Origin of the sequence: Gilliamella sp. B2889, assembly GCF_026536885.1 — a bacterium.
GTDB lineage: Bacteria > Pseudomonadota > Gammaproteobacteria > Enterobacterales > Orbaceae > Gilliamella > Gilliamella apicola_E.
The window spans coordinates 22629-43629 of sequence record NZ_JAFNNF010000005.1; the positions used below are offsets into that span (position 1 = coordinate 22629).

19 protein-coding genes are annotated in these 21001 nt (G+C 33.5%); 8 read left to right on the plus strand and 11 right to left on the minus strand.

Annotation, left to right across the window (positions count from 1 at the left end; all coding sequences use genetic code 11):
• Positions 1 to 27: 27 nt before the first annotated feature.
• Complete coding sequence (locus tag J3U09_RS08380; protein ID WP_267357837.1) at positions 28 to 1590, minus strand: oligogalacturonate-specific porin KdgM family protein; 1563 nt, start codon at positions 1588 to 1590, stop codon at positions 28 to 30.
• Positions 1591 to 1892: 302 nt separating this feature from the next.
• Here J3U09_RS08380 and J3U09_RS08385 point away from each other — a divergent pair, with 302 nt between their 5' ends.
• Entirely contained in the window at positions 1893 to 3398 is a 1506-nt protein-coding gene (locus J3U09_RS08385) for an MFS transporter (protein ID WP_065561888.1), read from the plus strand.
• A gap of 62 nt (positions 3399 to 3460) precedes the next feature.
• On the opposite strand, the gene J3U09_RS08390 is transcribed toward J3U09_RS08385, so the two are convergent.
• Together J3U09_RS08390 and hda are read right to left on the minus strand one after the other, a co-directional pair.
• Positions 3461 to 4240, minus strand: coding sequence for a Cof-type HAD-IIB family hydrolase (locus J3U09_RS08390; RefSeq protein WP_267357839.1), 780 nt, complete (start codon positions 4238 to 4240; stop codon positions 3461 to 3463).
• Position 4241: 1 nt separating this feature from the next.
• Complete coding sequence (hda, locus tag J3U09_RS08395) at positions 4242 to 4925, minus strand: DnaA inactivator Hda (RefSeq protein ID WP_065561886.1); 684 nt, start codon at positions 4923 to 4925, stop codon at positions 4242 to 4244.
• A 1020-nt stretch (positions 4926 to 5945) separates the two neighbouring features.
• Here hda and mnmG point away from each other — a divergent pair.
• Both mnmG and rsmG read left to right on the plus strand, forming a co-directional pair.
• Complete coding sequence (gene mnmG / locus J3U09_RS08400) at positions 5946 to 7838, plus strand: tRNA uridine-5-carboxymethylaminomethyl(34) synthesis enzyme MnmG (RefSeq protein ID WP_267357841.1); 1893 nt, start codon at positions 5946 to 5948, stop codon at positions 7836 to 7838.
• Positions 7816 to 8415, plus strand: coding sequence for a 16S rRNA (guanine(527)-N(7))-methyltransferase RsmG (gene rsmG, locus J3U09_RS08405; RefSeq protein WP_267357843.1), 600 nt, complete (start codon positions 7816 to 7818; stop codon positions 8413 to 8415). Before mnmG ends, rsmG begins: the two co-directional genes overlap by 23 nt.
• Before the next feature lie 29 nt (positions 8416 to 8444).
• Here the strand turns inward: rsmG and J3U09_RS08410 are convergent, their stop codons facing one another.
• Positions 8445 to 9677, minus strand: coding sequence for an N-acetylmuramoyl-L-alanine amidase (locus J3U09_RS08410; RefSeq protein WP_267339063.1), 1233 nt, complete (start codon positions 9675 to 9677; stop codon positions 8445 to 8447).
• A 266-nt stretch (positions 9678 to 9943) separates the two neighbouring features.
• Between J3U09_RS08410 and miaB the strand changes: the two genes are divergently transcribed.
• The 5 genes from miaB to J3U09_RS08435 all read left to right on the plus strand — a co-directional run bounded on the left by miaB (position 9944) and on the right by J3U09_RS08435 (position 16736).
• Positions 9944 to 11371 carry a tRNA (N6-isopentenyl adenosine(37)-C2)-methylthiotransferase MiaB gene (miaB, locus tag J3U09_RS08415; RefSeq protein WP_267357845.1) on the plus strand — a complete coding sequence of 476 codons (1428 nt, stop codon included), beginning with the start codon at positions 9944 to 9946 and terminating at the stop codon, positions 11369 to 11371.
• Positions 11372 to 11462: 91 nt separating this feature from the next.
• Positions 11463 to 12464: a PhoH family protein gene (locus J3U09_RS08420; protein ID WP_267357846.1), complete on the plus strand. Its 1002-nt coding sequence runs from the start codon at positions 11463 to 11465 to the stop codon at positions 12462 to 12464.
• 29 nt (positions 12465 to 12493) lie between these two features.
• Positions 12494 to 14431: a penicillin-binding protein 2 gene (gene mrdA, locus J3U09_RS08425; protein ID WP_416380055.1), complete on the plus strand. Its 1938-nt coding sequence runs from the start codon at positions 12494 to 12496 to the stop codon at positions 14429 to 14431.
• On the plus strand, positions 14431 to 15540 hold the full coding sequence (gene mrdB, locus J3U09_RS08430; RefSeq protein WP_065561879.1) for a peptidoglycan glycosyltransferase MrdB: 1110 nt from the start codon (positions 14431 to 14433) through the stop codon (positions 15538 to 15540). Before mrdA ends, mrdB begins: the two co-directional genes overlap by 1 nt.
• A gap of 14 nt (positions 15541 to 15554) precedes the next feature.
• Entirely contained in the window at positions 15555 to 16736 is a 1182-nt protein-coding gene (locus J3U09_RS08435; RefSeq protein WP_065733601.1) for a serine hydrolase, read from the plus strand.
• A gap of 132 nt (positions 16737 to 16868) precedes the next feature.
• On the opposite strand, the gene fliR is transcribed toward J3U09_RS08435, so the two are convergent.
• The 7 genes from fliR to J3U09_RS08470 are packed head-to-tail and all read right to left on the minus strand — an operon-like array spanning position 16869 to position 20951.
• Complete coding sequence (gene fliR / locus J3U09_RS08440; RefSeq protein WP_267357848.1) at positions 16869 to 17672, minus strand: flagellar biosynthetic protein FliR; 804 nt, start codon at positions 17670 to 17672, stop codon at positions 16869 to 16871.
• 5 nt (positions 17673 to 17677) lie between these two features.
• The gene (gene fliQ / locus J3U09_RS08445; RefSeq protein WP_065561876.1) at positions 17678 to 17947 is read right to left on the minus strand and encodes a flagellar biosynthesis protein FliQ; all 270 of its coding nucleotides are present in this window, start codon (positions 17945 to 17947) and stop codon (positions 17678 to 17680) included.
• Positions 17948 to 17961: 14 nt separating this feature from the next.
• On the minus strand, positions 17962 to 18705 hold the full coding sequence (gene fliP / locus J3U09_RS08450; protein ID WP_267357989.1) for a flagellar type III secretion system pore protein FliP: 744 nt from the start codon (positions 18703 to 18705) through the stop codon (positions 17962 to 17964).
• Position 18706: 1 nt separating this feature from the next.
• Entirely contained in the window at positions 18707 to 19078 is a 372-nt protein-coding gene (gene fliO, locus J3U09_RS08455; protein WP_267357850.1) for a flagellar biosynthetic protein FliO, read from the minus strand.
• 13 nt (positions 19079 to 19091) lie between these two features.
• Positions 19092 to 19406: a flagellar motor switch protein FliN gene (gene fliN / locus J3U09_RS08460; RefSeq protein ID WP_370632649.1), complete on the minus strand. Its 315-nt coding sequence runs from the start codon at positions 19404 to 19406 to the stop codon at positions 19092 to 19094.
• Positions 19407 to 19452: 46 nt separating this feature from the next.
• Positions 19453 to 20484, minus strand: a complete 1032-nt coding sequence (fliM, locus tag J3U09_RS08465) for a flagellar motor switch protein FliM (protein WP_065561872.1) — start codon at positions 20482 to 20484, stop codon at positions 19453 to 19455.
• A 5-nt stretch (positions 20485 to 20489) separates the two neighbouring features.
• Positions 20490 to 20951: a flagellar basal body-associated FliL family protein gene (locus J3U09_RS08470; protein ID WP_065561871.1), complete on the minus strand. Its 462-nt coding sequence runs from the start codon at positions 20949 to 20951 to the stop codon at positions 20490 to 20492.
• Between the last annotated feature and the right edge of the window lie 50 nt (positions 20952 to 21001).

The window sequence follows — 21001 nt, forward strand, 5'->3', positions numbered from 1 at the left end:
ACTAACTGTTTTTAACACTTTTATCGATTAAAACAAATAAGATAATCCTAGTGCTAACTTAGCTTCCCTTGCGTCAGAATGAACACTTTTTGCCACATCTTCTGCAGCAAAGTTAACTTGCCAAACTTTGGTTGCTTGCCAATTTATATCCAGTTCTTGTTGATAATCATGCTTTTTATCATTGTGTAATACATAGTTCCCTTTTAAGTATGAGAAGCGATAGCCAATGTTCCAATCAGGAGTTAGATTAATATCAGTACCTATATCAAAACGATTGCGCGCTCGATTATCGACATAACCTTGAACACTATCTTCGCGTTTACTTCTTGAAACTTTGCGATATTCAAATCGATATTGGCCATAAAAAGATAGATCATCACTTTGTAACCAAGTCAATTTTAAAGCGGGAGAATAACGAACACCTGGACGTTGTGAATCACTTACATCACCTAACTGATAATGGGGTAAGTTTTCTTTACTTTTAGCTTTATAACCACCACCTGAATAGAATCTAACTTCCATATTTGGTGTTAGTACCCAATTATCAGCTAAATAAAAATTGTAACCTCCATAAATTTGATAATGGCTAGAAACAATATCATCAAAGAATAATCTATTTTTTAATTGGTTATAGGTATTTACACTTAGACCAACATAGCCTTTCTTATCAAAATCTGTATAAAGACCAAAACTATCACCATGGTAATGTGAAGTTAAACCATAATGATGCGCATATCTGAAATAGGTTTTATAAGCAAAATTAGAATCTTTGCTATTTGATTGACCGAATGCGTAATTGAAACCAACTTTAAACTTAGCTTGTCGAGTATTTGTGGTTTTATTTTTCGATACATCAGAAATGGAAAAATAAGGACGAAACAATTTTGAATAATTATAGGTAATTTTAAATTCTTGCTCATAATCAGTTTTTTTATTGTTATAAGCTTTATATTCATTTTTAGAAAAACCTTTTTTCAAGGCTTTATAAGAATTGTTAGTATAATCACCAATATAATAGTTAAAGGTATAGGCAAAATTAAATGCTTTTATACCAGAATACATTAATGCCCAATCTAAACGATTCCTTCCTGTATTACTACTAGCAACATATTTAACTTGTTTGCCAGCTATTTTTGCTCTTTTATAACGTTCAGCGTGAGATATTTTTTTCCATTCATAGCGATATCGAAAACTTGTTGACCAATCACTATTAATTTTATAACTATATTTCAATCCTGGTTGATAAAGAGTTGAATCTTTGCTGAAACCTAATTCTAATGATGGAATAATCGATCCCCAGCCATCATCAAGCGTAAATGTTTTTTGAATAACGACACCACCTGATCCACCTTGCATATCATCATATAAAACATCACGTTTGTTCCCGCCACCTTCAGTAACACCAAATTTAAATTCATATTGCCAATTATCGTCGGTTTTATGGATTAACTTAATTGTATCCCCATGAATCCTATCCATAGATTTCCAGTTATGTTCATATTGAAAAGTTGTTTGACCAGCAAAGGAATAAATAGGAAAGGTAGACAGAAACATTAAAAGCGGAATTTTTTTTAATTTAAATTGACTCATTATTGTTTTCCTAAATTTTTAAATTTATTTTTTGAAATACTGTTTTATATTTTTTATTATTTTATTAATTTTTTCTGTTAATAAGATCACAGTTTCAAAAAACAATTCAAAAAAAACAATAACCACATGATATATTTAATTTTTATTTAAAATAATATTAATATATATACCTTAAAAATCAAAATAATTTGTTACCAACGTCACATTTCTAAAAAAAAATTAAAATTAATTTGTATAAATTTAGTATTATTCTAATAATAATTTTAAAACAGTATTTCATAATTATTAAAGGAAATAGATTTATGGCTGATAATCAGAAAAAAATAACCACACTCACTCGATTTTCGTATGGTAGTGGTAATTTGATAGGAAGTGGTGCTCTAGCAATTAGTGCCGCTTGGTTACTATACTTTTATACAACATTTTGTGGACTTTCGGCATTTCAAGCAACGTTAATTTTTTCTATAGCTACCTATTTAGATGTAATTTTAAATCCACTAATGGGTTTTATTACTGATAACTTTAACCATACAAAACTTGGACGTCGATTTGGTCGCCGTCGATTCTTCATCCTATTTGCTATTCCATGTATGATTATTTACCCATTACTTTGGGTAGATGGAATGAATTTCTGGTACTACTTAACTACTTATATTTTATTTGAATTCATCTATACCATGATTATGATTCCATACAATACTTTACCGGTAGAGATGACTAAAAACTTCGATCAAAGAACTTACCTAGCAGGTTCCAAAGCGATGTTTGGTAAAGTAGCAAACTTCTTAGCTGCAGCTATTCCTGGTGTATTTTTCTATCTATTTGATGGTAAAGACTCTCCACTACCATTCTTATTAACAGGTATTACTTATGCATCTATTATGGCGATAGCACTAATTTTGCTTTATTTTAATAGCTGGGAAAAATCAGTTGATGAAATTGAAGATGAAACAACTTCTGGCCTTTGGGAAAGTATTGTTAAATTATTTTCAGATGTTTTTTCAACTTTCCGTTTAAAAACTTTTAGAAACCATTTAGGTATGTATCTATTTGGCTTTGGTGCTGAATGGTTATTTGCAGCAACATTTACTTATTTTGTGGTATTTAACTTAGGCCAACCCAAAACCTTCGTTTCACAAATGAACAGTTTAAGTAGTATTTGCCAATTAATCTCAACAGCCTTTTTCATGGCTTGGTGTGTCAAACGTGGATTCAAAAGACCATTTGTTATTGCAATATTGATAGTAATATCTTCGGTAATCGGCTATATCGGTGTCTACTACTTTAATATGCCTCATGTTACATGGATTGTAATTGGTATTACTATTTGGTTTGGATTAGGAACGGGTGGTGTTTATTATATTCCTTGGAGTGTATACACATTCTTAGCAGATATCGATGAAGTACTAACAGGAAGACGTCGCGAAGGTATTTATGCTGGTGCTATGACCATGGCCGGTAAATTAATGCGTGCAACTATCGTCTTTGTCTTAGGTATTGTATTGAAATATTCTGGTTTTGTGTCTGGCGTAGATGCTGTTCAACCAGAGAGTGCCGTTACTGCAATTAACTTAGTATTAATCTTCGGTGTGTGTGGAATGGCACTATTAGGTATCTTCTTCACATATCGTATGAAATTAGATAAATCGACTCATGCACTTATTATTCAAGAACTTGATAGATTAAAAAATGGTGGCAAAAAACAAGATGCAACACCAGAAATAAGAAGTTTAGTTAAAGAGTTAACAGGCTTTGAGTATGACAACTGTTTTGGTAATAATAATGTAGGCTTTAAACAACACCACTAAGCAAAAGTAATAAAATTAAACTTAAAATCATCTAATCTAAACAATTAGATGATTTTTTTATATTAAATTAATCCAAACTTTTTCAATGCTTTCGCTATGCCATCATTATTATTGGTATCAGTGACATATTCAGCTTTTTCTTTTAGCTGATCAACCGCATTGCTCATTGCTACAGGATGGTCAACGGTTAGGAACATTTCAAAATCATTCATACCATCACCAAAGGCATAAGTAGGTACGTCATTAAAACCTTTAGTTTTTAATAATTCTTTAATGCCATTACCTTTAGAACCGCCATGATTAAAAACATCAACACAATAATGTGTATTACGGATAAACGTCAATTCAGGAAAAACTTCTCTATAAGGTGATTCGCCTTGTTCACAAAGCAGTAATAACATTTGAATCGGTTCTTTTAAGTAAATTTGATCGTCAACAGGAGGTACTTGTTGTTTTAAAGAAGTATAGAATTTTTGAGCAGGAAGACTGTTTTCACTCACTCGCATAGTCTTATAGCTATAGAAAGATAATGGAATATTCATCTTTTCTCTTGAATATTCATATAATCGAGTAATGAGATTTTTATCAATATTGTTTGTGAAAACGACCTCTTTTTCATAAATAACTACTTGGCCATTCATACCAATAATTGAATCTATACCAGTATCCTTCATCAAATCAACCGCTTCAGGTGGTGTTCTACCAGTTGCAATTATTGGTACAATATTATTTTGTTTTAGTTTTCTAATTGCATCATAAGAACTAGGTAACACATCTATATCTTTATTAAATAAGGTTCCATCTAAATCGAAAAAAACAATAGCTTCAGGTTTCTTTTTCATTTCATAAATCCAAAATATGTTTAATAAAAGGAATGGTTAATTTGCGTTGTTGAGCTAACGTAGCGACTTCAAACTCTTCCATTAAAGAAAATAAAGTTCGCATATCCCGATTAACACGTTTTAACAAAAATAATCCAACTTCCGTTGATAGCTCAAATCCACTTAGCTTAGCCCTAAGTTGTAAAGCTTTTAGTTTATCCTCATCACTTAACTCTTTTAACTGATAAACTTGCCCCCACGTTAACCTTGATACCAAATCAGGTAGTATAAAAGGAACTTGTTTTGGAGGGGCACTGGCAGTTATCAATAATTTACTAACGTTTTTTTCGGTTAAACGATTAAAAAGATCAAATATTGCTTCTTCCCAATCACGATGACCTGCTATCGCATCAATATCATCTAAACAAACCAAATCATAATTATCTAAACCTTGTAAAATCTCAGGTACAAGTAGAACATGCTGTTTTAAAGGAATATAGCTTGCTAACTTATTTTGACATGAAGCATGTAATAGATGAGTACGACCAGCCGCACTTGCTGACCATATATAAAAGACGTTGAAGCCTTCCTTATCAAGTAAGGTTTGCAAAGATTCAAACAATAATTGATTATTACCGACATAAAAACTATCAAATGTTTCGTTATTAGGTAATATAAAAGGTAAAGGCAACTGTGAAAGAGTAATAAAATAACCTCACAATAAAAATATAATCTTACTAAGTATAAATTTGCTTTTACAAAAATCAATCACTTTTACAGCAAACAAATAAGTTAACGAAAGTAACTATCAAAAATTAATATATCAATTCTAAAAAACTAAATAATAACCTAATTAAAAATTCATTTAGATATAGAAATTAATCCATTTTATTATTATCTAATACTTAAAAAAACATTTTAACCTTTTCCTAAATAACTTTTAATAAGTACTATTATTTTAAGTGATGATGGTACTGCCACCTCACAGCACTTCCGAATTAAAAGAAACAAATACCTATAATCCTACTTTTAAACATAAATAACATTAGCTTTCTACTAAAAACACCAATATCTTTTAGAAAAAGATCCTTTTCGGATATTTTAAATAAAACTAAATGATAATTAATCATCCTATTCTTAGGTATTTTTGAAATTTAAATTAATTAGATTGCTAAGTAGGATCAAAGATCATATTTCGAACTTTATAACGATCATTAAAACTCATAATTACATTTTTATTGATCATAATATTTAAGATGTATAACTTTTTTAACCAGAATGATCTAAATAATTAAGATTAAATTATAGACAATAAAAGATAAAATTTAAGCAAACAAATTTATTTTTTGTGGATAACTCTGTGATAAACCCACTATATAAGCTGTTATAATCATATTAATAACCTTAAAATTAAAAAAGGTTGTGGATAAAAACAAGAGTTATAAACAGGATTAACCAAAAAAAGATCCGATCAATTAACAGTATTAGACGATCATTAAGATCCTATAAAATAATCATAAAAAAGAGTTATCAACAAAAATGATCCAAACTAATAATAGTAAGAATAAAAAAGATCATAAAAAGATCTTATTTAATTTAAATGATGATCAAAATAGATCATTTGACGTAATAAAAAAGATGAGTAAAATTCCTTACGCTAAATAAAACCAAATCACCTGATCAAAATAATGATCATCTATCTGTAAAATAAAAAACGAGGCTTTATATGTTTTATCCAGATCTTTTTGATGTCATCGTCGTTGGTGGTGGCCATGCCGGAACAGAAGCAGCAATGGCATCAGCAAGAATGGGCCGAAAAACATTACTTTTAACCCATAATATCAATACGTTAGGACAAATGTCATGCAATCCTGCTATTGGTGGTATTGGTAAGGGACATTTAGTAAAAGAAATTGATGCAATGGGTGGATTAATGGCACATGCTATTGATCTTTCTGGGATCCAATTTAGGATCCTAAACAGCAGCAAAGGTCCTGCTGTAAGAGCAACACGAGCTCAAGCGGATCGATCTTTATATCGTAAAGTAATACGAACAACCCTTGAAAACCAAGAAAACTTAATGCTATTTCAACAATCAGTTGAAGACGTGATCATTGAAAACGATCAGATCACGGGCGTGGTTACGCAAATGGGTGTTTCATTTAAAGCAAAATCTGTTGTATTAACTACAGGCACTTTCTTAGATGGCAAAATCCATATAGGGCTTGATAATTATAGTGGTGGTAGAACTGGTGATCCTGCTTCGGTAGGTCTTTCCAAATCGTTACATCAATATCCATTTAGAATGGGTCGTTTAAAAACAGGAACACCGCCTCGTATCGATGCAAGAACCATAGATTTTTCTAAATTAGGTACACAATACGGTGATGATCCTGTGCCTGTATTTTCGTTTTTAGGTGATGCTAAACAGCATCCTAGACAGATTCCTTGTTATATAACAAGTACTAATGAAACAACACATGATATTATTCGAAACAGCTTAGATCGTAGCCCTATGTATACAGGTGTTATTGAAGGTGTAGGTCCACGATATTGTCCATCAATCGAAGATAAAATAATGCGTTTTGCTGATCGTAACTCGCACCAGATCTATTTAGAACCAGAAGGTTTAGACAGCAATGAAATTTATCCAAATGGAATATCAACAAGTTTACCTTTTGACACACAATTAGCTTTTGTTCGCAGTATGAAAGGACTGGAAAATGCCAATATAGTCAGACCAGGTTATGCGATTGAATATGATTACTTTGATCCTCGTGATCTCAAACCAACTCTTGAAAGTAAAGTGATCAAAGGCTTGTTTTTAGCAGGACAGATCAATGGTACTACAGGTTATGAAGAAGCCGCTGCTCAAGGTATGCTGGCAGGATTAAATGCAGCTCGTTTTGTTTATGATCAAGATCAATGGTATCCAACGCGTGATCAAGCTTATTTAGGGGTTTTGGTTGATGATCTTTGTACTTTAGGTACTAATGAACCTTATCGTATGTTTACTTCACGAGCTGAATATCGCTTAATGTTACGTGAAGATAATGCAGATATTCGTTTAACAGAAATTGGACGACAACTTGGAATGGTTGATGATTACCGTTGGCAACGTTTTAACGAAAAATTTGAAGCTATTGAACAAGAAAGAGCACGTCTTCGTGACATTTGGGTTCATCCTCACATTGAAACAATTGATGAAGTTAATGCGGTATTAAGCGCTAACCTTACCAAAGAAGCCAATGGAGAAGAGCTGCTTAAACGCCCTGAAATGAGCTACAAAACTCTACAATCCTTGTCTTTATTTGCACCAGGGCTAAGTGATGATCAAGCAGCAGAACAAGTTGAAATTCAAGTTAAGTATGACGGCTATATAAAACTACAAATTGAAGAAATAGAAAGACAAAAACGAAATGAGGAAACTCTCATACCTGAACATATAGATTATGCTGAAATATCAGGGTTATCTAACGAAGTTGTTGCTAAATTAAAACAACATAAGCCGGTTTCAATTGGCCAAGCTTCACGTATTTCAGGTATTACACCAGCTGCAATTTCAATGTTATTAGTTTATTTAAAAAAGAAGAACTATGTTAAAAAAGAAACTCATTAATCTTATTGATCAAACGGATCTTCCAATCAATTGTCAGCAAATTGATCAACTGATCAATTACGTTGAAATGCTTAATAAATGGAATAAAGCTTACAACCTAACAGCGGTGCGTGATCCTAATGAAATGTTAATAAAACATATTATGGATAGCTTAGTTGTTTCACCTTATTTAGTTGGTAGCACGTTTATTGATGTAGGTACAGGCCCTGGATTACCAGGGATTCCTTTAGCAATCATCAATCCAGACAAACAATTTGATCTCGTTGACAGTTTAGGTAAAAGGATCCGTTTTTTAAAACAAGTTCAATTTGAATTAAAGCTAGCAAATATTCAACCAATTCAAAGCCGTATTGAAGAATATAATCAAAAAAAATTCGATGGGGTAATAAGTCGAGCATTTGCTTCTTTAAAAGATATGTTAACCTGGTGTAAACATCTTCCTAATGAACAAGGATTATTTTATGCGTTAAAAGGCAGTGATCTTGATCCGATCCCTGAAGGATTTACGCTTAAACAAGATATAAAACTTACCATACCTGAATTGAATGCTGAAAGACGATTAATGATCATTGAATAAAAAACAAATTGATCTAATCACTTTTTAGATCAATTTTTACGTCTTTTCAAATAATCCTTAATACCATCAACTATGGCTTTAGAAACTTGATTTTGGAAGGCTGCTGTTTTAAGTTTTTGCTCTTCAGCTATATTACTAATAAAGGCAGTTTCAACTAAAACTGATGGAATATCTGGCGCTTTTAACACTGCAAAACCTGCTTTTTCTATCGATGGTTTATGTAATTTATTCACATTTTTCATTCGATTTAAAATAGCACTTCCTAATAATACACCATTAGAAAGGGTTGTTTTTTGAACTAAATCTAAAATAGTGTTATCTAAATATTTATCACCACTTCGACTAACACCACCTATTTGGTCTGCATCATTTTGAGTTTGGGCTAAATAACTTGCAGCAGAACTACTAGCTCCACGTGTTGATAAAGCAAATACAGATGACCCTCTAACAGATCGACTCGCAAAAGCATCAGCATGGATAGAGACAAATAGATCCGCATGTAAAGATCTCGCTTTCGCTACTCGAACTTTTAATGGAATAAAAACATCTTCATTACGAGTCATATAAACTTTTATATTTGGTTCTTTTTTTAGCAAACTATATGTTCGTCTGGCAATTTGCAAAACAATGTCTTTTTCTCGTGTTCTTTTGTAGCCAATCGCACCAGGATCCTCACCACCATGACCAGGATCGAGCATAACAATAACAGGCGAGTTTTTATTTTTATTCGTTGGCGATTTTATTTGCGCTTGTTTTTTATTTAGATCCCCTTTTTGATACTCTTCTAAAAGAGCAAGTAAAGGATCATCATTAGCTGTAGCCGGTTTAGACGGATAAAGATCAACGACTAATCGATGTTTAAATTCAGCAATCGGTGGTAATGTAAATGTATTAGGATCAATACCCTGTTTTAATTCGATCATAATACGTACAGTTTTAGGATCTAACTGTAATGCACGTATAGATTTAATAAAAGGATCACGGCTTAAAACTTTTGTCGAAACGGCTTTTAATATTGGATTTAAATTGAGATTATCAATATCAATCACCATACGATCAGGGTTATATAATTGTGCGCTTTTATAATTAAGCTTAACGTTTGATTCTAACGTTATTCGTGTATAGGTTGATGAAGGCCAAACACGCACAGCCACAACTTGAGCCATTGCCGCAGCAAAGCCAACTCGTGTAACAGATAATAGACAAGTAGCAATAATGCCTTTGATCAAAAAGCGCTTTGTTGGACTAAAAGTTTTCGACATACCTAGACACTTTTATATTAGTAATATTAATAGGCCAAGAATAATAGCATAAAATAAAACGATATTAAAAAGAATGATTATCATAATCAGTTGTTTTTTCGATAGATTAATTACTAATTAGACATTATTTTCTAAATAAAGCATATAAATATAGTTTTTTATATTAATTATAGACCCTACAATCACAAAGGATTACAATATGGCACGCTAAAATCACGGATTTAAACCCGTTTTCATTTTAACAATTAAATATAGCTGAGTTATTGATGAGCAAAAAATTACATATCAAAACTTGGGGTTGCCAAATGAATGAATATGATTCAACAAAAATGGCAGATCTCCTTGAATCCACCCATGGTTTAACTTTAACAGAAAACGCCGAAGAAGCAGATATTTTACTATTAAATACTTGCTCTATTCGAGAAAAAGCCCAAGAAAAAGTCTTTCATCAACTAGGCCGTTGGAAAAATTTAAAACAACATAACCCTGATATCATCATTGGTGTAGGTGGTTGCGTAGCATCACAAGAAGGTGCACATATCCGTAAGCGTGCTCCTTTTGTTGATATTATTTTTGGACCACAAACTTTTCATCGTTTACCCGAGATGATTGAACAAATTCGTAGTGGTAATGGTCATCATGTGGTTGATGTTAGTTTTCCTGAAATTGAAAAATTTGACCGTTTACCTGAACCTCGCAGTGAAGGTCCAACAGCTTTTGTTTCAATTATGGAAGGATGTAATAAATACTGTACTTATTGTGTGGTACCTTACACCCGTGGTGAAGAGGTGAGCCGACCTTGTGATGATGTAATTTATGAAATAGCTCAACTTGCTGAACAAGGTGTACGCGAAGTTAATTTACTGGGTCAAAATGTAAATGCTTATCGAGGGCCAACTTTCGATGGTGATATTTGTTCTTTCGCTGAACTACTACGCTTAGTTGCTGCTATTGATGGTATTGATCGCATTCGCTTTACAACTAGCCATCCAATTGAATTTACTGATGATATCATTGATGTATATCGTGATACGCCAGAACTAGTTAACTTTTTACATTTGCCGGTACAAAGTGGTTCAGACCGAGTGTTAAATTTAATGAAACGCACTCATACAGCAATTGAATATAAATCAATCATTCGCAAATTACGCAAAGTTCGTCCTGACATTCAAATTAGTTCAGACTTTATTGTTGGATTCCCTGGTGAAACCCAAGAAGATTTTGAACAAACCATGAAACTCATTGCTGATGTTAATTTTGATTTAAGTTATAGCTTTGTCTATTCAGCACGACCAGGTACACCTGCTGCTGAAATGGAAGATAACGTTTCTGAAGAAGAGAAAAAACAAAGGCTCTATATTCTCCAAGAACGAATCAATCAACAAGCAATGCAATTTAGTCGTCGCATGTTAAATACTGTGCAACGTATTTTAGTTGAAGGCCCTTCTAAAAAGGATCTTATGGAATTAACTGGACGAACAGAAAATAATCGTATTGTTAATTTTGAAGGTAGTCCGGATATGATTGGTAAATTTGTTGATGTTGAAATTACCGATGTTTATCCTAACTCATTGCGTGGTAAAGTAGTAAGAACAGAGAATCAGATGAATTTACGTGTAAGTGAATCACCAATATCGGTCATCTCTCGTACCCGTAAAGAAAACGATTTAGGTGTGGCTATCTATCAACCATAATTAAATAATGATTGAAATAATAATATATAAATTGTTGATAAATTTTGGCTCAAAAGAACGTGTTTAAAATAAACGATTTGGGGACATATCTTTGAATATTACGACATATGAAACAATGCTTGAACCAGCAGATAATCAGCGGCTTAATAGTCTTTGTGGTCCTTATGATGACAATATCAAACAACTTGAACGACGATTAGGATTAGAAATAAACCATCGGGGTAATCAATTTGCTATTACTGGCGATACAATTTGTGCAAAAGCGGCAACTGAGATTTTACAATCGCTGTATAAACAAACTAAAGTAAAAGACAGTATTGTCGATATAGAACCAGAGCAGATACATTTAGTTATTAAAGAATCAGGTGCGTTAGAAAAAGCTAATGAACACGCACCTAGTTATGTTGATCTGCATGGTAGCAAACAAGTGATGATAAAGACCAAGCGAGGAGTAATAAAACCCCGCACGCCTAATCAAGCACAATATATTGCTCATGTATTAGATTATGACATCTCTTTTGGTATCGGTCCCGCTGGTACAGGTAAAACCTATTTAGCTGTAGCTGCCGCAGTTGATGCACTTGAAAAACAACAAGTTAGACGAATTGTATTAACACGCCCTGCAGTTGAAGCCGGTGAAAAATTGGGTTTTTTACCAGGTGATTTAAGCCAAAAAGTCGATCCTTATTTGCGTCCGCTTTACGATGCTTTATTTGAAATGCTTGGTTTTGAAAAAGTCGAAAAACTAATTGAAAAAAGTGTGATTGAAGTTGCACCGTTAGCTTATATGCGTGGGCGTACACTCAATGATGCATTTATTATTCTTGATGAAAGCCAAAACACAACGATAGAACAAATGAAAATGTTTTTAACGCGCATTGGTTTTAATTCTAAAGCGGTAATAACGGGTGATATAACCCAAATAGATTTACCTCGTCATCAAAAATCTGGGTTACGTCATGCAATAGAAGTATTAAATGAAGTTGAAGATATTAGTTTTAATTTTTTCAAGAGTGAAGATGTAGTTCGCCATCCTGTGGTAGCTAGAATTGTTAATGCTTATGAAAAATGGGAACAAAAAGAACATCTATAAACAGAATTTAGAGGAGTTAGATTATCTCTATTTCAGGTAAAATAAAAAAAGGCTATATTCGCGATCACTCCGCAGAAACAAACTTATTTTTGCGTAGAGCACTGTTTGCATTTGTCGTAATTATACTACTAATTTTTGTATTATTAGCCAATTTAGCTGATTTGCAAATATCGAATTTTAGTTATTACAGCACCAAATCGAACAATAATCGTATTGAAATTATCCCTATTCCTCCAAGTCGCGGTATGATCTATGATCGTAATGGCACGCCATTAGCGATAAATAATATTACCTATCAACTTAATATTGTTCCTGACAAAACTAAAAACCTTAATGAGCAATTTGAACAATTAAAAAAGATTGTTGATTTAACTGATGAAGATATTGAAAACTTCCAAAAGGAGCGACGAAATTATCGATCTCATCGACCTGTACCACTTAAAGAAAACTTAACCGAAAAACAAATTGCTCGGTTTATTGTTGATCAGCATCGATTTCCTTTTGTATCAATTGTAAAAATTCAACATCGATATTATCCATACGGTGCTTCACTTACCCATATTCTTGGTTATATATCTAAAATAAACAGTCAAGATAAGCAACGTCTAGAAGAAGAAAATAAAGCTAGCAATTACGTGGCTACCTTTAATATTGGAAAAATGGGGATTGAACGATATTACGAAGATGTTTTACATGGCACGGCGGGTAACGAAAAGGTTGAAGTCAATAGCCGAGGTCGTATTGTTCGCTTACTTGAACAACATCCACCACAAGCGGGTGAAGATATCTATTTATCCATTAATCTCAAATTACAACTCTATATTGAATCACTGCTTGCTGGCCGTAAAGCATCGGTTGTTGCTATTAATCCAAATAATGGTGAAATATTAGCAATGGTATCAAGCCCAAGTTATGATTCAAACGACTTTGTAGGTGGTATTTCAAGTAAGAAATATAGTGAGTTACTTAATGATCCAAGTAAACCACTATTTAACCGTGCATTGCTCGGTGCTTATCCCCCAGCTTCAACTGTTAAACCATTTATTTCGATAGCAGCATTAAGTGAAGGCGTTGTTTCACCAAAAAGTGTGGTTAACGATCCGGGTTGGTGGCAATTACCGGGTACTGAAAGACGTTATCGAGACTGGTTAAAATGGGGACATGGTCATGTCGATGTATTACGAGCGATAGAAGAATCAGTAGATACCTATTTTTACCAAGTTGCATATGACATGGGAATAGATCGCTTAAATTTATGGATGACTAAGTTTGGTTATGGCCAGCGAACAGGCATTGATATCTCGCCTAGTGAAGAGACACGAGCTGTCATGCCAAGTCGTGAATGGAAATTAAAACGCCATAAAAAATCTTGGTTACAAGGAGACACTATTCCTGTCGGTATAGGTCAAGGTTATTGGACAGCAACGCCAATGCAAATGGCTAAAGCATTAACTACACTAATTAATAATGGTAAAACCTATACACCACACTTTTTATTATATAAAAAGAGCGACATTATCAATACCAATCAAAATCAACCACTGATTGATCCATCAAAATATATTGAAAAAAACAGTCTTGTTGATGTTAATCCAACCTATTGGGCATTAGCAAAAGAAGGTATGCACCGAGTAATGTTTGGTGCTCGAGGCACCGCGCGTAAAGTTTATGCAGGCGCTAAATATCAAGCCGCGGGTAAATCAGGTACTGCTCAAGTTTATGGTTTAAAAGAAAACGAAACCTATAACGCACATAGAATACCTGAACATTTACGCGATCATGCTTTATTTATTGCTTACGCACCTTACGATAAACCGAAAATAGCCTTAGCGATTGTTCTAGAAAATGGGGGAGGAGGAAGCTCCAACGGTGGTGCAGTCGCACGTAAGATACTAGATTATTATCTTGAAGGTGATAACTCAACGGAATTAAACGATGAATCACCTAATACAGGACATGAAGATTAATGATGAATAATATTAAGAAATCTTTTTGGCAAAAGATACATATCGATCCGCTTTTTTGCTTATTTATCTCTTTACTACTTGGTTATAGCCTTTATATTCTATGGAGTGCTAGCGGCCAAGATATAGATATGATGCAAAAAAGAGTGATCCAAATATTACTTGGTTTTTTTGTGATGATTGTCTTTGCACAGTTTTCACCAAGAAGTTATGAACAGTGGGCACCTTATCTTTATATTGCCTGTATTTTTATATTACTATTGGTTGATATTTTTGGCTACACCAGTAAAGGCGCTCAACGCTGGTTAGACTTAGGAGTTATTCGTTTTCAACCCTCAGAAATTGCTAAAATTGCTGTTCCTTTAATGGTAGCTAAATTTATTCATCGTGATGGTTGCCCTCCACCGCTAAAAACCACCTTACAAACATTAGCTATTATCGGTGTGCCAACACTATTAGTGGCAATGCAACCCGATTTGGGAACTGCTATTTTAATTGTCATGTCTGGTATTTTTATTATCTTTTTGGCTGGTATTAATTGGCGATTTATTCTTGTTGCTTTGATATTGTTGGCTATCTTTGTACCGATTATGTGGTTCTACTTAATGCACGATTATCAACGTGAACGAGTATTAACGCTAATTAATCCTGAACGTGACCCTAATGGTACTGGCTATCATATTCTTCAATCTAAAACAGCAATTGGATCAGGTGGAATATGGGGCAAAGGCTGGCTAGAAGGTACCCAGTCACAGTTAGAATTTTTACCTGAACGCCATACTGATTTCATTTTTTCAGTCATCGCAGAAGAGTTTGGCTTTATTGGCTCGATTATTTTGCTAGTCTTATTCTTATGCTTAATAATTAGAGGTTTGATTATTGCTTCTCAAGCACAAACGACTTTTGGCCGAATCCTTTCTGGTGGTTTAATTTTGGTCTTTTTTGTCTATGTATTTATTAATATCGGTATGGTCAGTGGAATATTGCCAGTAGTTGGTGTACCATTACCACTAATAAGTTATGGTGGCTCATCATTAGTCGTTTTAATGGCAAGTTTTGGCATTATGATGTCTATTCACACTCATCGATATATGTTATCTAAAAACATTTAACGGAATTTTTATAAATGAAAAAGAAATTTAAATTATCTTTTGGATTATTAGTGCTCGCAATATGTTCTTCTGCTTCTGCGGAAATGGCTTTTCCTATACCGGCTATTCCACAACTAGATGCTGAAGCGTATATCTTAATGGATGCCAAATCTGGCGAAATTTTAGCGCAATATAATGCGGAACAACAACGCGATCCAGCAAGTTTAACTAAAATGATGACAAGTTATGTTGTTGGTCAAGCCTTAGAATCAGGCCGAATTAAAAATGATGATATGGTATTAGTGAGTAAAGATGCGTGGGCAACAGGTAACCCAGTATTAAAAGGCTCATCATTAATGTTTTTAGAAGTCGGTAAGACTGTTTCGGTCTCTGATTTAAATAAAGGTATCATTATTCAATCGGGTAACGACGCATGTATTGCTATGGCTGAACATGTTGCAGGTAGCCAAGGTGCTTTTGTTAATTTGATGAATGAATATGCGAAAAAAATTGGATTACAACACACTCATTTTGAAACTGTGCACGGGCTTGATGCACCGGGTCAATATACCACAGCTAAAGATATGGCGTTGTTAGGTCAGGCTTTAATCCGTGACTTACCAAAAGAATATGCAATTTATAAAGAAAAAGAATTTACCTACAATCTTTCTAAACCTCAAATGAATCGTAATGGATTACTTTGGGATACTACATTAAATGTAGATGGCATTAAAACTGGACATACTAACGCAGCCGGTTATAATCTTGTTGCTTCTGCTGTTGATGGTAATACACGTTTAATTTCAGCGGTATTGGGTGGTCGAACATTTAAAGGTCGTGAAGAAGAAAGTAAAAAATTACTTACGTGGGGATTCAGATTCTTTGAAACGGCAAATCCAGTAAAACCCAATGATCCACTCGCGATTGAGTCAATTTGGTATGGTGATGAAAATAAAGTTAAATTAGGTGCGATCAATGGCGCTTATATCACAGTGCCGAAAGGTCGTTCAGCAGATGTTAAAGTGCAATATACCATTGATGATTATATTTATGCACCAATAACCAAAGGAACCGCGGTTGGTAAAATTCAATTTTTATTGGATGATAAAGTTATCAATGAACAATCTTTAGTTGCGCTTGAAAATATTGAGGAAACTGGATTCTTCGGCGGCATTTGGGATTGGATATGTTTACAATTCCATAAATTATTTAATTAATTTTTTCTTAATAACCGCTGTGTGACTTTTGTTTACGCAGCGGTTTTTTATTTTAAGCAAAATTTGATTTTATCAAGCATTAATTATCTCTAATTTAGGCGTTCAAAAACCCCGTTCCTCAACTTTTTTTGTCTAAGTAGATACATCAGCAAGATAGATTAAGATGCGAGAAATTGTTGAAAAGATCTGTTCTAAAATTGATTCGACAAACAATGGTAAAGCAGAAAATAGATACGATAACATCGTTAGCCCACATAATAATGTAAGCGGGTAGCCGACCACAAAAATTGATAGTTGTGGTGTAAATCTATTTAATAAGCCCAATGACAGATTAATAATAAGTAATAATGTCATTAATGGTAATGCCAACATAATACCGTTATTAAATAATAGACCCGTTATTTCGATTAAGGCTAAATAGCCGTTTTGTTTTAAAGGATAGACCGTAATAGGAATGATATCAAAACTGTTAGCTAATCCGTAAAGTAACCATAAATGACCATCTAAACTAAGAAATATCAACATAGCAATAATATTAATTAAACGTGATAATACCGAGGTTGATGGACCGCTGATAGGATCATAAAAAGTGGCCATTCCTAATCCCATTTGCATACTAATTAACTCCCCCGAAAATCTAACCGTCATAAAGGTAAGTTGTATTGTAAAACCAATTAGGATGCCAATCATGATTTGCTGAGCAATAATCCAGATGCCCATTAATGAATAAAGGGTAAGGTTGTCGTCTAACTTTGGTAAAGGTAACACAATGACAATAAGTATTGCTAAACCTATTTTTACACGGTTTGGTACTTCTTTTTCGCCAGTGATTGGTGCGACCATAATTAAAGCTAAAATACGAACAAAAGGGAGAAAACTTGATTGAACCCAAGCAAAAAAATCAATATTCAATAGATCGACAATAGCTAAATCCATTAAGGTTAACTTGTTAGGTTGGGAATGCTAGTGATGACAAGGCGAATATAGTCGATCATTGTGGTTAGCATTGATGGACCTAAAATAATTAATACTAGAATAACAGCCAAAATTTTTGGGATGAAAGATAAAGTCATCTCATTAATTTGGGTTGCTGCTTGTAGTAAACTGATGATTAATCCTGTGACCAGTGCCGCTATTAATAAAGGACCAGCAAGCGATGCTGCAACCTTGATGGCTTGTATGGCGAAATGGCTAATATATTCAGATGGCATTATATTCCTTTACTTTAACTAAAAAAACTTTGTGCTAACGAACCTAATAGTAAGTGCCAGCCATCAGCTAATACAAACAACATAATTTTAAATGGTAGAGATACCGTTGCGGGTGGGACCATCATCATCCCTAACGCCATTAAGGTACTGGCGACAACTAAATCAATTACTAAGAAAGGAATAAACAGTGTAAAGCCAATTTGAAAAGCGGTTTTGAGTTCACTAACGATAAAAGCCGGTACCAAAATTCGTAGTGGGATATCTTCACGAGTTTGAATTTCATTCGTATGAGACATATTTACAAATAACCCTAAATCGCTTTCACGAGTCTGAGAGAGCATAAATTCACGAAGCGGTTTTGTTGCTTCATTTAACCCTTCTTGCATGGTGATTTGTTGTTTCGAATAAGGCACATACGCCTCTTGATATATTTTATCGAGTGTTGGTGACATGATAAAAAATGTCATAAATAACGCAATGCCTATTATTACTTGATTAGGTGGTGCAGATTGTGTGCCAAGTGCACTTCGCAATAATCCTAATACAATAATGATCCGAGTAAAACTCGTCATTAGTAGTAGAATAATAGGGATAAATGTGAGTAAAGTTAAAAAGACTAAGGTTTCAACAGGTAAAGACCAACTTTGTCCTTCTTGATATGGTGTTTGAGAAACAATTGTTAATGGTGATAATTGAGCAAAACTATATTGACTAAAAAACAGTATGTTTAGCAAAATAATATGTATTAACCGCACTATCTTACCTCTTGTCTAACACAGACAGTAATATCTGATTAAACAGGTTACTTTTTGACAATTGCTCAACATCAGCGGGCTCAGCTAATAACATTTCAGTGCGTTGTTCATTTATGGTATGCAGTAATGTCATTTGTTGTGCAGTAACACCAACTACCAGTAATTGATGATCAACATAAACCAGAAGAATGCGTTCTTTAGCACTTATATTATAAGTTGCTTTAACATCAATGAATTGTTTGGTAGACTTTTTCCAACCAATTCGTTTTATTATCCATGCTAAAAATAAGATAACAGCAATTACACAAAAAAATGCCATGCCGATCTGGCTATATAGGCTTGATTCTACTGGAATGGCGGATAAATTTTGGTTCATGGTTATCTCATTTTTAACGGCTTAATCTACGAACACGTTCTGATGGAGTAATAATATCGGTAATTCGTACTCCATAATTATCTCCAACTACAACGATTTCACCTTGCGCAATTAAATAGCCATTAATAAGGATGTCTAAAGGTTCACCAGCTAAGCCGTCTAAGGCTATAACTGAACCCTGAGTTAAATTTAAAAGATCTTTAATGGCCATTTTGGTTCGACCAAGTTCTACGCTTAGATTAACTGGAATATCTAGGATAAGGTTAATATCTTGCTTTTTTACGTCTGTTGGTTGTGGTGAAAGGGTTTCGAAAATAGCTTCTTTCATTACTGATTCATCACTAATATTTAGTTGGCTATCATCACTTGGTATATCACTCATTGAACACTCCTTCATTCAATTGTTCTAAAACTGGATTGCTTATCTGATCTACTTGGATTGCATACTGTTTATTTACGCTACCATAATGACCTTTTAATACTGGTACACCGCCAATGGTGACATCAAGGCTTGTTGGTTTTTCGATATCCAAAATATCACTGACTTTTAAAGCTAATAATTTGGCAACAGTTGTTTGAATGTTTGTAAAGTTTGCGACTAATTCAACAGTTGATTGTTTAATACCACTAGTAAGAGAACTCATCCACACGTTATCATCTTGGTGAGTTTGGTTTTCTATTGGTGGTTTAATTAATAGCTCTTTAATTGGTTCAACCATTGCATAAGGAATACATATGCAAAATGTTCCTTTAAAATTACCAATTTCGACTAAAAATGATGAAGTTAACACAACATCGTCAGGCGAGCTGGTAATGTTGGTAAATTTGCTTTCTACTTCAGAGCGGATGTATTCGGTTTCAATATTGTATACATCAATCCAGGAACTTTGATAAGTTGTTAAAGCAAGACTTAATACTCGTCGAATAATCTCTTGCTCAGTATGAGTAAACTCTCGTCCTTCAGTATCAACATTAGTAGTATGGCCATCCCCACCAAAAAGAGTATCAACAACAATAAATACTAATTCAGGTGAAAATGAAAATAAGCAACTTCCCCGCAAAGGGTTAAGATGAACTAAATTTAAATGATTGGTTGCTGAAACATGTGAAAACTCTTTAAACGTTTTGGGTTCAATGGGTGAGGTTATAACATCAGTATTTCGGCGTAATAAATTAAATAATCCAATTCTAAATTGGCGTGCAAAGCGTTCATTAATAATCTCTAACGCGGTTAGTCTTTCAGGGATAAAGCTATGTTTAACTGATATATCATAAGGCTTAACTTCAGTCCGTTTACTTTGTTGTAAATGATAATTTTGCTCAGCATCATTTTTTATGCTGGCTGAATTATTTTGTGAATGCAAAGATTCACTTTTATCGGTATTAGGTTGAAGCTTATCAGACATGATAATTACCTTACAATGAAATCAGTAAATAGAACTTCATCAATTTTTACTGAATGTTTTGCATCATATTGGCGAGATAATGCCATTTTTATCTGCTCTTGTAATTCAAGTTTTCCTGACTCTTTCTTTAAATTATTAACATACTGTTTTGAAGTTAACAAAAGTACGTCACTTCTTACTTCAGGAAGATAATCTAATAAAACGGTTTTTTGTTCTTCATCAGCGACGCGTAACACCATACCTACGTATAGAATTTTATTGATTTCTAAATTTTCTTTAGATGGTGGAAGTGAAATTGTGAAAGGTTTTAATGTTAAAAAAACCGGTGATAACACTTCTGGTTCTACATGGGGCGTCGTTTTAGGAGAATCTTGTAACCATAAATAAGCAGCAAAACCTGTTGCTAAAAGGGTAATTAAAATAAGTACTAGATTTAAAATACTTATTTTTTTCTTGGTAGTTTGCATATTTATTATTGTCTCAATGAAAATTAATGAAATGTCTATTTAAATAGCCA

Bases quoted from the DNA above. Each gene is read 5' to 3' on its own strand.
- J3U09_RS08380 (WP_267357837.1), bottom strand. From the start codon at position 1,590: ATGAGTCAATTTAAATTAAAAAAAATTCCGCTTTTAATGTTTCTGTCT.
- J3U09_RS08385 (WP_065561888.1), top strand. From the start codon at position 1,893: ATGGCTGATAATCAGAAAAAAATAACCACACTCACTCGATTTTCGTAT.
- J3U09_RS08390 (WP_267357839.1), bottom strand. From the start codon at position 4,240: ATGAAAAAGAAACCTGAAGCTATTGTTTTTTTCGATTTAGATGGAACC.
- mnmG (WP_267357841.1), top strand. From the start codon at position 5,946: ATGTTTTATCCAGATCTTTTTGATGTCATCGTCGTTGGTGGTGGCCAT.
- rsmG (WP_267357843.1), top strand. From the start codon at position 7,816: ATGTTAAAAAAGAAACTCATTAATCTTATTGATCAAACGGATCTTCCA.
- J3U09_RS08410 (WP_267339063.1), bottom strand. From the start codon at position 9,677: ATGTCGAAAACTTTTAGTCCAACAAAGCGCTTTTTGATCAAAGGCATT.
- miaB (WP_267357845.1), top strand. From the start codon at position 9,944: ATGAGCAAAAAATTACATATCAAAACTTGGGGTTGCCAAATGAATGAA.
- mrdB (WP_065561879.1), top strand. From the start codon at position 14,431: ATGATGAATAATATTAAGAAATCTTTTTGGCAAAAGATACATATCGAT.
- J3U09_RS08435 (WP_065733601.1), top strand. From the start codon at position 15,555: ATGAAAAAGAAATTTAAATTATCTTTTGGATTATTAGTGCTCGCAATA.
- fliR (WP_267357848.1), bottom strand. From the start codon at position 17,672: ATGGATTTAGCTATTGTCGATCTATTGAATATTGATTTTTTTGCTTGG.
- fliQ (WP_065561876.1), bottom strand. From the start codon at position 17,947: ATGCCATCTGAATATATTAGCCATTTCGCCATACAAGCCATCAAGGTT.
- fliO (WP_267357850.1), bottom strand. From the start codon at position 19,078: ATGAACCAAAATTTATCCGCCATTCCAGTAGAATCAAGCCTATATAGC.
- fliN (WP_370632649.1), bottom strand. From the start codon at position 19,406: ATGAAAGAAGCTATTTTCGAAACCCTTTCACCACAACCAACAGACGTA.
- fliM (WP_065561872.1), bottom strand. From the start codon at position 20,484: ATGTCTGATAAGCTTCAACCTAATACCGATAAAAGTGAATCTTTGCAT.
- J3U09_RS08470 (WP_065561871.1), bottom strand. From the start codon at position 20,951: ATGCAAACTACCAAGAAAAAAATAAGTATTTTAAATCTAGTACTTATT.